We start from the raw sequence: 12,863 nt of genomic DNA, 5'->3' as shown, positions 1-12,863 counted from the left end.
CTCCGGATGCGGTAGCTCCGCCCCCTTTGAACGGCTTGTTCTTGCATGCCCATGAACCCGTTGGCACCGCCATCACAGGCGAAGTTGAAGATGGGTTCACTCTAAGTATCCGGCCAAGAGAAGTAAAGTTACGAATATTCCCCAATAACTAACCAAATGGTTAGATTCAAATGACGCCCTCTTCGGCACAGCAGATCGCTCACCGGCTCAAGCTCCGGCACTTGCGGTTCATGAAGGTACTGTCGGAAACCATCAACCTCTCTGATACGGCGGCGCAGTTGAACGTCAGCTACCCGGCGATCATCAAAACCCGCCAGGAGATCGAAGCAGTGCTTGGAAGCCGGCTCCTTGTGGGACGCGGGGGAAGTACGGAGCTGACCGACATTGGCCGCAGCCTGGCCAGATACAGCTGCCAGATACTCGACGCCATGGATTGCCTGGGAGAGGATGTGATCGCGCAACGCGATGGGCTGCAGGGCCACGTCGTGATAGGCGTCCGCCTCCAACACGGACTCCGGTGGCTGGCGCCTGCATTGGTGGCGTTCATGGAGCGACAACCGCAGGTGTCAGTCAGCCTCGTAGACGGTTTGCATGAAGATGTAGCGCGGGATGCTGTCGATCTGGCGCTTGGGCGCATGGGTCCGCCCAAGTGGCTGGGCACGCTCAATTTCGAGGCGTTCATGCCCATCAGATCCGTGGTGGTATCCAGCAATCCTGCGCCCCCCGTATGCCACACAGAAGGCGAGATTGATTGGAGCGAGCTCTTGGATCACCATTGGTGCCTGCCTCCTGACGGTACTCCTCTGCGCGAACGGTTCAACGATCTCATACGAGAAAAGAAACTGTCCTTGCCGAAGCGGCTCACCACGTTCAATGACATGACGACTCACGCCGAACTCCATAGGGCCGGCAGCTTTCTCGGCATATGTACAGATATGAGCGCCCTGGAAATGGAGCGGGAAGGAATAGTTCGGATCATCACACCGCCCATCGTCGCTCTGGATGATCAACTCGCCATCATGTGGCATGCGACGCGCCCCTTGCGCCCTGTGACCAGAACCCTCAAGGAGTTTCTTCTGCATCGGGCCCGTGCCGCCCCCGCCATCGAGCGAACCGCAAGCTCTTGAATTCCGGGCAGAAAAGAAAAAGGGTTAGCAGACCAAATCTGCTAACCCTTTTTTTAACCATTGGCGGAGTGGACGGGGCTCGAACCCGCGACCCCCGGCGTGACAGGCCGGTATTCTAACCAACTGAACTACCACTCCGCGTGGCAGCTGCTTTGCAACTCTTTCGAATCAAACCATTCAGTTCGACTCTACGAGTCCAAGTGCAGCCAAACTTGGCGACCCTACGGGGATTCGAACCCCGGTACTCACCGTGAAAGGGTGATGTCCTAGGCCTCTAGACGATAGGGTCAAAACCTTGGAACCAGTATCTCAACACAAATAAAAAAGGATTAGCAGGACTGCTAACCCTTTTTTAACCATTGGCGGAGTGGACGGGGCTCGAACCCGCGACCCCCGGCGTGACAGGCCGGTATTCTAACCAACTGAACTACCACTCCGCGTGGCAGCTGCTTTGCAACTCTTTCGAATCAAACCATTCAGTTCGACTCTACGAGTCCAAGTGCAGCCAAACTTGGCGACCCTACGGGGATTCGAACCCCGGTACTCACCGTGAAAGGGTGATGTCCTAGGCCTCTAGACGATAGGGTCAAAACCTTGGAACTAACCATCTCGACACATTGGTGGAGGTAAGCGGGATCGAACCGCTGACCTCTTGCATGCCATGCAAGCGCTCTCCCAGCTGAGCTATACCCCCTTGACTTCCTACTCGGTTGTCACCGTTGGGTGTCGAGCCTTGAAGTATACGATGAAATTTAATGACTTCGCAAACTCCCCAAAACTTTTTTCGTTTTTTGCAGCGCGAGCACGGCATCGAGCGATGGTGTCTGCGGTGTCCCCATGACGAGGACGCGCACAGGCATCGCCAACTGAGGCATTTTCAAGCCATGCTCGGCCAGGGTCTGCTTGATGGCGGCGGCAATGGAAGCCTTGTCCCACGCGGCTACCTGCTCCAGGTGAGCAGCCAGTGTGGCCAGCGCGGGTTTGACGGCGTCGGTGACATGCGCGGCCAGGTCTTCCGGCTTGGGATGCACTTCCGTGTAAAAGGCCTGCGCCCAATCGGCCAGCATGTGCGTGGTTTCACAGCGGTCCTTGAAGAGGCCGCAGATGGCGGGCAGGCGATCATCAGGTTCAACGCCGCGCTGCTGCAGCACCGCTGCGACGAGCTCGGCAAGAGCCGCATCGTCCATGGCCTTGAGGTGCTGGGCATTGACCCAACGCAGCTTGGCTTCGTCGAATTGCGCGGCGCTTCTGCCCAGGTGGTCGAGATTGAACCAGTCCAGGAATTGCTGGCGGCTGAAGATCTCGTCGTCGCCGTGGCTCCAGCCCAGGCGCGCGAGGTAGTTGACCATGGCATCGGGCAGGAAGCCCTCGTCCCTGTACTGGGTGACGGGCTTGGCGCCATTGCGCTTGCTCATCTTCTCGCCCTGCTCGTTCAGCACGGTGGGCAGATGGGCGTAGACCGGAGGCTCCTGCGCCAGGGCGCGGAAGATGTTGATCTGGCGCGGGGTGTTGTTGACGTGGTCGTCACCACGGATCACGTGGGTGATGGCCATGTCGATGTCGTCCACGACCACGCAGAAGTTATAGGTGGGCGTGCCGTCGGGCCGGGCGATGACGAGATCGTCCAGTTCGGCATTGGCGATTTCGATGCGGCCCTTGACCTTGTCGTCCCAGGCCACGACGCCATCCAGCGGATTGCGGAAGCGCAGCACGGGCTGCACGCCTTCAGGCACTGGCGGCAAGGTTTTGCCGGGCTCGGGGCGCCAGGTGCCGTCGTAACGGGGTTTCTGCTTGGCGGCCATCTGGCGCTCGCGCAGAGCGTCCAGTTCCGCCACGCTCATGTAGCAAGGATAGACGTGGCCGGCGGCCTGCAACTGGGCCAGCACTTCCTTGTAGCGGTCCATCCGCTGCATTTGGTAGAAAGGGCCTTCGTCATGATCGAGGCCGAGCCAGGCCATGCCTTCGATGATGACATCGACGGCTGCTTGCGTGGAGCGCTCGAGATCGGTGTCTTCGATGCGCAGGATGAAATCGCCCTTTTGCGAGCGGGCGAAGGCCCAGGGGTACAGGGCGGAACGGATGTTGCCGAGGTGGATGAAGCCTGTGGGCGACGGCGCGAAGCGGGTGCGGACGCGCTGGGCAGTGGAAGCTGGTTTATCCGACATTCTTCTCAGATGGCTATCAGTTCAGTGAACAAGATTTATTCGGCCCCGCGCAGGCGAGAATCCAGGGGTTTTCAAAGGCCGCTCTGGATTCCCGCCTGCGCGGGAATGACGTATGCACCATACGTCAGCCCTACTGCTGAATTCTCAGCCGACGCTGGCGCAGTTGTCCAGCCCGCGGGCGAGGTCGGTCTGGATATCGGGCACGTGCTCAAGGCCGACGGCCAGGCGGATCAGGCCTTGCACCACACCCGCAGCTTGGCGCTGCTCTTCGGAGAGGCGGCCATGCGAGGTGCTGGCGGGGTGGCTGATGAGTGTTTTCACGTCGCCCAGATTGGTGGCGATGCTGCATACACGGGCGCTGTCGATGACGTGGAATGCACGCGCCCTCGTCTGCTCCGGCGAATTTCCGCGCACGCTGAAGGCAATCACGGCGCCGCCGATACCGCCCTGCTGGGCCATCGCCAACGCATGCTGCGGATGCGATTCCAGGCCAGGGTAGAACACGCGGTCAATGGCAGGGTGTTGCTCCAGCCATTTGGCGATCTGAAGGGCATTGGCGCTTTGCGCCTTGACGCGAAGGGACAGTGTTTCGAGTCCTTTCGCCACCACCCAGGCGTTGAACGGAGAAAGCACCACGCCGGCCGAACGGATCAGAGGAGCGAAGATGCCGTCGACATACTTGCTCGGGCCGCAGATGGCGCCGGCCATGACCCGGCCCTGGCCGTCGAGGAACTTGGTGCCCGAGTGGATCACCAGATCGGCGCCCAACGAAAGCGGGCGCTGCAGAATCGGTGTGGCGAAGCAGTTGTCTACAGCCAGCAACGCACCCGCGCCGTGCGCGATGGCCGCGAGCGCGGCGATATCGCACACCTCGGTCAGCGGGTTGGTGGGGGTTTCAGCGAACAGCAGGCGCGTGTTGGGCTTGAGCGCCGCCTGCCATGCGGCCGTGTCGGTCTGGGAGACAAAGGTGGTTTCGACGCCGAACTTGGCGAAATCGGTTCCGAACATCTTGATGGTGGAACCGAACATCGACTGCGAGCAGATCACGTGGTCGCCGCTCTTGAGCAAGCCCAGGCCCATCAGCAGAATGGCCGACATGCCGCTGGCGGTGGCAATCGCGCTCTCGGCGCCTTCCAGCGCCGCCAACCGGCGCTCGAACCCCGTCACGGTAGGGTTGCTGGTACGCGTGTAGGTATAGCCCTCTTCCTGGCTTGCAAACCGGCGCGCCGAGGTTTCGGAATCCGGCTGCACGAAGCAGCTGGTGAGATAGAGCGCTTCGGAGTGCTCGCCATACTGGCTGCGCGGCACGGTGACGCGCACCGCCAGGGTGTCGGGATGGAGGCCGTCCGGCAGATCGGGAGAAGGTTTGGAGGCAGAGTTCATCGCGTGTAGGGATTCCAGGGCGTATTGCCGATTTCAGGCCGAGGCGGCGTTGGACTGGGCTTGATGGACGTCATCGTCGTCGCTTGCCCTGGAAACCACGCGCTGATCCTTCATGCGGGCGATGTCGCTGTCGGTGATGTCGCCAGTGACATAGATGCCATCGAAGCAGGAGGCATCGAAGTCCTTGATATGGGTGTTGAGCGCGCCAATGGCTTTTTTCATGGCGTTGACGTCTTGATAGATCAGAGCGTCGGCGCCGATGATCTGGCGCACCTCCTCGATCGTGCGGCCATGCGCCACGAGTTCTTCCTTGGTGGGCATGTCGATGCCGTACACGTTCGGAAAACGCACCGGTGGCGCGGCGCTGGCCATGTAGACCTTGCGGGCGCCGGCTTCGCGCGCCATTTGCACGATTTCCCGGCAAGTGGTGCCGCGCACGATGGAATCATCGACCAACAGCACGTTGCGGCCTTCGAATTCGCTGGCGATCGCGTTGAGCTTCTGGCGCACCGAACGCGTACGCACCGCCTGGCCGGGCATGATGAAGGTGCGGCCGACATAGCGGTTCTTCACGAAACCTTCGCGGTAGGGCTTGCCGATCAGATGCGCCAGCTCGGTGGCGCTGGGGCGGCTGGATTCGGGGATGGGGATCACCACATCGATCTCGTTGGGCGGCACCATCGAGATCACGCGCTTGGCGAGGGTTTGGCCCAGGTTCAAGCGGGCCTGGTAGACGGAGATGCCGTCCAGCACGGAATCAGGCCGCGCCAGGTAGACGTATTCGAAGATGCAGGGTGAAAGCTGCGAGCGCTCCGCGCAAAGCTGCGAGTGCACCTGGCCGTCAAGCGTGATGAACACGGCTTCGCCCGGCGCCACATCGCGCTCGAATACATGGCCCGTGCCTTCGAGGGTAACCGACTCGCTGGCGACCATGACGGTGCCGTCCTTGCTTTTGCCGATGCACAGCGGCCGGATGCCGAAGGGATCGCGGAAAGCCAGCAGGCCATGGCCGGCGATCTGGGCAATGACGGCATAGGAGCCGCGCACACGCCGGTGCACGTTGGCCACGGCGGCAAACACCTCGGCCGCGCCCAGGCTGGTACCGCGCGTGGCTTTTTCCAGTTCGTGCGCGAGCACGTTGAGCAGCACCTCGGAATCGCTCTCCGTGTTGGTGTGCCGGTGATCGGTATTGAAAAGCTCAGCCTTCTGGACGTGGGCGTTGGTGAGGTTGCCGTTGTGCACCAGCACGATGCCGAAGGGGGCATTCACATAGAAAGGCTGCGCTTCTTCTTCGCTGGAAGCATCGCCCGCCGTGGGGTAGCGCACCTGCCCCAGCCCTGAATTGCCAGGCAGCGCGCGCATGTTGCGCGTGCGAAAGACATCACGCACCATGCCCTTGGCCTTGTGCATGAAGAACTTGCGCTCGTGCTGCGTGACGATGCCGGCGGCATCTTGCCCGCGGTGCTGCAACAGCAGCAATGCGTCATAAATGAGTTGATTGACGGGTGCGTTACTGACAACGCCGACGATGCCGCACATGGTGAGTGCTGTCCTAGGATAAGAAGTGGAAGCCCCGATTGTCAGGCCGAAGCGGCCCGGCCATCGGGACGATTTCAAAAAAGTGACGGTGGCCAGGGGCTATTTCAAGCCCCGCCTCAGGTTCAGGACGTGTTTGAGAGCGTGTTCAAAGTCTCCTCAGAACGTGTTTACGATCTCCTGGGCCCGCCCCGGCCCGGGAATCACGTCGGGACATATTTGCTTACAGGTTCTGGCAATAAGGGGCGAAGCTGGTCCAGCGCGATTTCGAGCATGCGGGCGCCCGTGGACTCCCGCCACCAGGCAGCCTCCCGCGCAGGAGTCATGCCCACGACCACCGCGACCGCGAGCAGCAGCGCCAGGCCGCGCAGCACACCGAATACAGCGCCGAAGACCCTGTCGACCGGGCGCATGCCGAGTGCGGCGACGGCTCGCTTGACCATCCAGGCGATCATGCCGCCCAGGAAAGCGGCACCGATGAAGACGAGCGCGAAACCGGCGGCGTAGCGTATTTCTTCGGAGGATTCGCCCATGGGCAGCCAAGCACCCACCACAGGAGCCGCCCAGCGGGCCGCAAAAAACGCGAAAACCCAGCTGCCGAGCGCCAGCACCTCATACAAAAAGCCGCGCCAAGCCCCCAGGAGCAGCGAGGCCGCCACCACGAAGAGGCAGATCCAGTCGAAGCCGGTCAAAGCGACTGGATCGCGGCCGGCAAGCCGGATTTCTTGAGCGCGGCAGCGGCTTTGTCAGCCTCTTCACGGCTGGAATACGGGCCCACGCGCACACGAATGCGCTTGCCTTGCGACGTGTTGATCTCTTGCGTGTAGGTCTTGACACCCGCCCGCTCTGCCTTGGCGCGCACGTCGCGGGCTGAGCTGGCGTCGGCGAACGCGCCGATCTGGATGATGAAGCGCCCGCTGCCTGCCTCTGCCTGCGGCTTGGCCTCGGCGGGTTTGGCCGCCTGCGGCTTGTCTGGACTGCGGCCCTCGAGCAGGGCACGGGCACGGGCCGCGTCATCAGAGCGGGATGCCGATTCAGCCGGCTTGCGCTCTGGCGTTTTCTCAGGCTTTTCCGCCGGTTTTTCCTGCGGTTTGGCGACCGGCTTTTCTGCTGGCTTTTCTACCGGCTTTTCAACAGGTTTCTCGACCGGTTTTTCCACGGGCTTCGCGGCAGGCTTCTCGGCTGGTTTTTCAGCGGGCTTGACTGGAGGCTTCTCCGGCGCCTCCGCGGCGGGCCTTTCAACACGAGCAGGCGGCGGCACTGCCGGTGTTTCCCGGCTGCGGGTGCTTTCGGGCACCATTTCTTCGCTCGAATCAAGGCCGGCAGCGTGAGAAACCTGGCTGGAGCGCCCACTGGCGGATGGCGGCTCCAGGGGGTGGCGCGCTCACGCTCCGGAATGGTGATGGGCACATCCATCGCCACCGGACGGGGGCGCGTATCGAATAGCAAGGGGAAGACAATCACCGCCACGGCCACCAGCACCGCAGCACCGATCAGCCGGTAACGCGCCCGGCGCCGCAGGGTTTCGACGGTTTCCGTCGGGGTCGATGAACTCTTAGCGGACGTACGGCCCGCAGCGGGGACTGACTCATTGGACTGTCCGCGCAGCCGAAACTTGAAAAACGCCATGAATTGTCAGTCGCCAGCGCTGCCGGCATGAAGGCGGGGCACACCGTGCTGCAGCACATCTCCCACCGTGAAGAACGATCCGAACACCACGATTCTATCAGCGGGGTCTGCCGCGGCTGCGGCGGCCCGCAGTGCGCTCTGCGGATCGCTGTAGGTGCCGGAGGCGGCATCGTTCCGCTTGGTGAGCGCCTGCCAGCGCGCCTGCAAGGCCGTGGCCGGTGCGGCGCGCGGCGTGGGCAGATCCGTGAAGTACCAGCGGTCGATGATGGGATCCATGCGCGCCAGCATCGGGGTGAGATCCTTGTCGGCCATGGCGCCGAAAACAGCGTGCGTGACGGGATAGAACCCCATGGCGTCCAGATTGAGTGCCAGGGCGGCCACGGAGTGCGGGTTATGCGCGACATCCAGCACCAACGAAGGCTGGCCGGGCACAACCTGGAAGCGCCCAGGCAGCTCGACCAGCGCCAGACCGCTGCGCACCGCCTGCGCGGTGACGGGCAGGCGCGAACGCAGGGCTTCCAGCGCCGCCAGAGCGCCCGAGGCATTGATGAGCTGATTGGCGCCGCGCAGCGCCGGGTAAGCCAGGCCGGCATAGCGCTTTCCGCGCCCCGCCCAGGCCCACTGCTGCGGGTCGCCGTTGTAGTTGAAGTCGCGGCCTAGCAGCCAGGCATCGGCGCCGATCTCGCGGGCATGATCGATCACGCTCTGCGGGGGCACGGGGTCGCTGATGATGACCGGGCGGCCCGTGCGCATGATGCCGGCTTTCTCGAAACCTATTTTCTCGCGCGTATCGCCCAATAGCTCGGCATGATCGATGTCGATGCTGGTGATGATGGCGCAATCGGTATCGATGATGTTCACGGCATCCAGGCGCCCGCCGAGGCCGACTTCGAGGATCACCGCATCCAGTCCCGCATGGGCCAGGGCATGCAGGATGGCGAGTGTGGTGAACTCGAAATAGCTGAGGGAAATATCACCCCGGGCTGATTCCACACTTTCGAAGGAGGCCAGCAGGTCGGCCGCCTTCACGGGTTCGCCATGGATGCGGCAGCGCTCCTCGAAGCGCACCAGATGGGGCGACGTGAAGACGCCAGTGCGCCAACCGGCGCGAGCCAGGATGGATTCGAGCATGGCGCAGGTCGAGCCTTTGCCATTGGTGCCTGCCACGGTAAACACTGGGCAGGAAAAACCCAGCGCCATGCGTTCAGCCACGGCACGTACCCGCTCCAGACCCATGTCGATGGTCTTTGGATGGAGCCGCTCGGCGTGCGCAAGCCAGTCTTCAAGAGTATTCATCTCAGTCTTCATGCCGCTTGCGCGGCCCCCTCTCACACCGGTGTGAGGCCAAAAAAATCAAAAGGCTGCGGAGCAAGCCATGCCCGCACCACCGCGGAGCGGGCTTTGCCCGGCCGCCGGTGGCGTCCCCCTCAGGGGGAAGGCGCGCAAGCGACACAGGGGGAGTTTATTTCACGTGGCATCATCGCGGCCATGACCGCCTCTCTGACTCTCTTTGGCATACCGAACTGCGATACCGTGAAAAAAGCACGCGCCTGGTTGACTGAACACAACGTGGCCTATCGCTTTCACGATTTCAAGAAGGAAGGTGTGCCGCCCGATCATCTCCAGCGCTGGATGCAGGCCGTCGGCTGGGACAAAGTGCTCAACCGCCAAGGCACTACCTGGCGCAAGCTTGACGCCGCCGAACAGGCCGCCGTCCATGATGCCGCCAGCGCCGCGGCGCTGCTCCTGGCGAACCCCAGCGCGATCAAGCGGCCCGTCGTCGAGTGGAGCGAGGCGGCCGACGATGTCACGGTTGGTTTCAATGCTGACGGCTGGCAGGCGCGGCTTGCGCGGTAACCCCGACGACTCTTCTGCCTTGGGGGGGCATCTGCCTTCTTTCCGAGGCAGGGCAAGGCTGGCATGAGCATGCCCGTCTGGACAATCGCCGGCTACTCCTGGCTCAACTGGCTGGGCTGGACCTGGACGGTTTCGAGCATTGTCCTCACGACGTGGATCGTGATGCAGCGGCGCGCACCTGTTTCCACGCTGGCATGGATCATGGTGCTGAACCTGATGCCGGTCATCGGCCTCGCGGTTTACGCCTATTTTGGCCCTCAGCGCGTCAAACGGCAGCGTCTCAAACGCTGGCACCACCGGGCCGCGCTGATGTCACAGGAAGATCTGCGGACGCTGCGCCAAGGCCGCGCTGAGCCACCGGTCTGGGCGGTTCAGCATGCGGCCTTGATCGAGCAGAGCTGCGGCCTCCAGTTGGCGAGTTGCCATGAAGTGAAGCTGCTAGGCAGCGGCGCCGCCACATTGGATGCGCTGCTTGGTGAAATCGCCGCCGCGCGCAAGCATATTCACTTGGAGTACTACATCTACGAGCCGGACATCACCGGCCTGGCAGTGCTGCAGGCCTTGACCGCCAGGGCGAAAGAAGGGGTGCGCGTGCGGTTGCTGGTGGATGCCATCGGTTCGCCCAAGCTGGGCTCGCGCGAAGGCCGCCGCCATCTGGCGCACTACCTGGCCGCGGGCGGGCAGTTCGCGATTTTCCACCCCCGGCGGCTGGACCGCCTGCGTCCATTGGTCAACCTTCGCACGCACCGCAAGATCGCGGTCATCGATGGGCGCGTGGGCTTGCTCGGCGGGATCAACATCACGGATGACGAGAATGAGCGCGTGCGTCCGCAAGATGCCTACCGCGACACGCATCTCCTGCTGCGCGGCGGCGCGGTGCGCTGGCTGCAATACCTGTTCCTGCAGGACTGGGGCTACGCCGGAGGCGGACAGATCCAGGGCGAGGACATGCTGCCCGAAGATCAGCCCGGCACGGTGCCGGTGCACGTGGTGGCCTCCGGGCCCGACAGCGACAGCGAAGCCATCCACCGCGCGATGATCGACGCCATTCACATGGCGCGCGAGCGCATCTGGCTGGCCACGCCCTACTTCGTTCCGACCGAGTCGGCGCTGATGGCGCTGACCAATGCCGCGCTGCGCGGCGTGTCGGTCAAGCTGATGGTGCCCGAGAAGAGTGATTCGCGCGTGGTCACGGCCGCCGCGCGCTCGTATTTCGAGGAGTTGCAGAACGCGGGTGTGCTGGTGTTCGAATACAGCGGCCGCATGTTCCATGCCAAGACCCTGCTGGTCGACCAGTCCTACAGCATGGTGGGCTCCGCCAATTTCGACAACCGCAGTTTCCGGCTCAATTTCGAGGTGGCGGCCGCGGTGTTCAGCACCACGTTCAACCAACAACTGGCCGCTATGTTCGAAAACGACCTCTCGGCCTGCAAGCGTGTGCCGGCCCGCCGCCGCGCATCGCCTCCGCAGCGATTGTTCGAAGCAGTGGCTCGGCTGGCGTCCCCCTTGCTGTAGCTACCTACAATCGAGCCAACAGGACTGAAAAACCAGAGGGCTGTATCGGTAGGCATTGATCGCGGCTGAAGCCGCTCCTACAAACGGCCGGCGGCGCAGGTCCTGCCTCATTCATTTTTGGAGACCCCCTATGGACGCAAGAACCAGCCCCCTCGCCCTGCTCAAAGACCCCAGCCTGCTCAAGACCGATGGCCTTGTCAATGGCAAATGGATCAAGGGAAAGAAACGTTTCGATGTCACCGATCCGGCCACCGGCCGCGTGCTGGCCGATGTGGCGGATCTTGAACCCAGGGACGTGAAAAACGCCATCGCGGCTGCGGATGCCGCCTGGCCGGCCTGGCGCGCACTCACGGGCAAGCAGCGCCACGCCATCATGATGAAATGGTTCCAGCTGCTGATGGAAAACCAGGACGACCTGGGCCGCATCATGACTGCGGAGCAGGGCAAGCCCTTGGCCGAAGCCAAAGGAGAAGTGAGCTACGGCGCGAGCTTCGTGGAGTGGTTTGCCGAAGAAGCCAAGCGCGTGGGCGGCGAAACGCTGGCGACGTCAGACCCCAGCAAGCGCATGGCCGTGCTGCGCCAGCCGATCGGGGTATGCGCCGCCATCACGCCCTGGAACTTCCCCCTGGCCATGATCACCCGCAAAGTGGCCCCCGCGCTGGCGGCAGGCTGCCCGGTGGTGATCAAGCCCGCTGAGCTCACGCCGCTCACCGCGTTGGCGGCGGCCGAGTTGGCCATGCGCGCCGGTATTCCAGCCGGCGTGCTGAACGTCATCACCGGCACCGACAGCGCCGCCTACGGCAAGGTGCTGTGCGAGAGCGATACCGTGCGGCACCTGTCCTTCACCGGTTCCACGGAAGTCGGCCGCATCCTGATGGCGCAGTGTGCCTCCACGGTGAAGAAACTGGGCCTGGAGTTGGGAGGCAACGCCCCCTTCATCGTGTTCGACGATGCCGACATCGACGCCGCGGTGGAAGGCGCCATCGCCAGTAAATACCGCAACGCCGGCCAGACCTGCGTGTGCGCCAACCGGCTCTATGCGCAAGACGGCGTGTACGACAAGTTCGTGAAGAAACTGGCCGCCCGCGTCAGCAAGATGAAGGTGGGCAATGGCTTCGATGAGGGCGTGACCATCGGCCCGCTGATCGAGGATGCCGCCGTGAAGAAGGTGGCCAAGCATGTGGCGGATGCCGTCAAGAAAGGCGGCAAGGTTCTCACGGGCGGAGAGAAGCTCAAGGGCCAGTTCTATGCGCCGACAGTGATCGCCAACGCCACCTCGAAAATGCTGGTGGCCGACGAAGAGACTTTCGGCCCGCTGGCGCCGGTGTTCCGCTTCAAGACTGAGCAGGAAGCGGTCGACGCGGCCAACGCCACCATCTTCGGATTGGCAAGCTATTTCTATGCCCGCGACATTGGCCGCATCACACGCGTTTCCGAAGCGCTGGAATACGGCATCGTGGGCATCAATACCGGCATCATCTCCGTCGAGCAGGCGCCATTCGGTGGCGTCAAGCAATCCGGCCTGGGCCGCGAAGGGTCCCGCCACGGCATCGATGAGTATCTGGAAATGAAGTACCTCTGCACAGGGATCTGACCAGGAGCCAGCCAGCCTGATCCGTTCATTGGATGCATACAAGAGTTCACGCGGGTT

The 12,863-nt window shown here is 62.8% G+C and carries 10 protein-coding genes and 5 tRNA genes; 4 read left to right on the top strand and 11 right to left on the bottom strand.

Annotated elements, in window-relative coordinates; genetic code table 11:
* Positions 1–170: 170 nt before the first annotated feature.
* On the top strand, positions 171–1,127 hold the full coding sequence (locus WJU18_RS11135) for a LysR family transcriptional regulator (RefSeq protein WP_423460118.1): 957 nt from the start codon (positions 171–173) through the stop codon (positions 1,125–1,127).
* Between the two features lie 61 nt (positions 1,128–1,188).
* On the opposite strand, the gene WJU18_RS11130 is transcribed toward WJU18_RS11135, so the two are convergent.
* The 11 genes from WJU18_RS11130 to folC form a co-directional block, all read right to left on the bottom strand.
* Positions 1,189–1,265, bottom strand: a tRNA-Asp gene (locus WJU18_RS11130).
* A 75-nt stretch (positions 1,266–1,340) separates the two neighbouring features.
* Positions 1,341–1,416 (bottom strand) — tRNA-Glu (locus WJU18_RS11125).
* 71 nt (positions 1,417–1,487) lie between these two features.
* A tRNA-Asp gene (locus WJU18_RS11120) sits at positions 1,488–1,564 on the bottom strand.
* A 75-nt stretch (positions 1,565–1,639) separates the two neighbouring features.
* Positions 1,640–1,715 (bottom strand) — tRNA-Glu (locus WJU18_RS11115).
* 30 nt (positions 1,716–1,745) lie between these two features.
* Positions 1,746–1,821, bottom strand: a tRNA-Ala gene (locus tag WJU18_RS11110).
* Positions 1,822–1,879: 58 nt separating this feature from the next.
* Entirely contained in the window at positions 1,880–3,292 is a 1,413-nt protein-coding gene (gltX, locus tag WJU18_RS11105; RefSeq protein WP_423460117.1) for a glutamate--tRNA ligase, read from the bottom strand.
* A 144-nt stretch (positions 3,293–3,436) separates the two neighbouring features.
* Complete coding sequence (locus tag WJU18_RS11100) at positions 3,437–4,675, bottom strand: O-succinylhomoserine sulfhydrylase (RefSeq protein ID WP_423460116.1); 1,239 nt, start codon at positions 4,673–4,675, stop codon at positions 3,437–3,439.
* A 33-nt stretch (positions 4,676–4,708) separates the two neighbouring features.
* Positions 4,709–6,214 carry an amidophosphoribosyltransferase gene (gene purF / locus WJU18_RS11095; RefSeq protein ID WP_423460115.1) on the bottom strand — a complete coding sequence of 502 codons (1,506 nt, stop codon included), beginning with the start codon at positions 6,212–6,214 and terminating at the stop codon, positions 4,709–4,711.
* A 200-nt stretch (positions 6,215–6,414) separates the two neighbouring features.
* Complete coding sequence (locus WJU18_RS11090) at positions 6,415–6,903, bottom strand: CvpA family protein (RefSeq protein ID WP_423460114.1); 489 nt, start codon at positions 6,901–6,903, stop codon at positions 6,415–6,417.
* Positions 6,900–7,511, bottom strand: a complete 612-nt coding sequence (locus WJU18_RS11085) for an SPOR domain-containing protein (RefSeq protein WP_423460113.1) — start codon at positions 7,509–7,511, stop codon at positions 6,900–6,902. The genes WJU18_RS11090 and WJU18_RS11085 overlap by 4 nt, the downstream gene beginning before the upstream one ends.
* A gap of 335 nt (positions 7,512–7,846) precedes the next feature.
* On the bottom strand, positions 7,847–9,148 hold the full coding sequence (gene folC, locus WJU18_RS11080; RefSeq protein WP_423460112.1) for a bifunctional tetrahydrofolate synthase/dihydrofolate synthase: 1,302 nt from the start codon (positions 9,146–9,148) through the stop codon (positions 7,847–7,849).
* Between the two features lie 180 nt (positions 9,149–9,328).
* Between folC and WJU18_RS11075 the strand changes: the two genes are divergently transcribed.
* The 3 genes from WJU18_RS11075 to WJU18_RS11065 all read left to right on the top strand — a co-directional run bounded on the left by WJU18_RS11075 (position 9,329) and on the right by WJU18_RS11065 (position 12,806).
* Positions 9,329–9,697: an ArsC family reductase gene (locus tag WJU18_RS11075; protein ID WP_423460111.1), complete on the top strand. Its 369-nt coding sequence runs from the start codon at positions 9,329–9,331 to the stop codon at positions 9,695–9,697.
* A gap of 63 nt (positions 9,698–9,760) precedes the next feature.
* On the top strand, positions 9,761–11,212 hold the full coding sequence (gene cls, locus WJU18_RS11070; RefSeq protein WP_423460110.1) for a cardiolipin synthase: 1,452 nt from the start codon (positions 9,761–9,763) through the stop codon (positions 11,210–11,212).
* Between the two features lie 130 nt (positions 11,213–11,342).
* Positions 11,343–12,806 (top strand): NAD-dependent succinate-semialdehyde dehydrogenase, encoded by a 1,464-nt coding sequence (locus WJU18_RS11065; RefSeq protein ID WP_423460109.1) that lies wholly within the window; start codon positions 11,343–11,345, stop codon positions 12,804–12,806.
* Positions 12,807–12,863 lie beyond the last annotated feature (57 nt).

It is taken from the genome of Ottowia sp. VDI28, assembly GCF_049532675.1.
Lineage (GTDB): Bacteria > Pseudomonadota > Gammaproteobacteria > Burkholderiales > Burkholderiaceae_C > Ottowia.
This window is presented reverse-complemented; position numbering and strand designations above follow the sequence as displayed.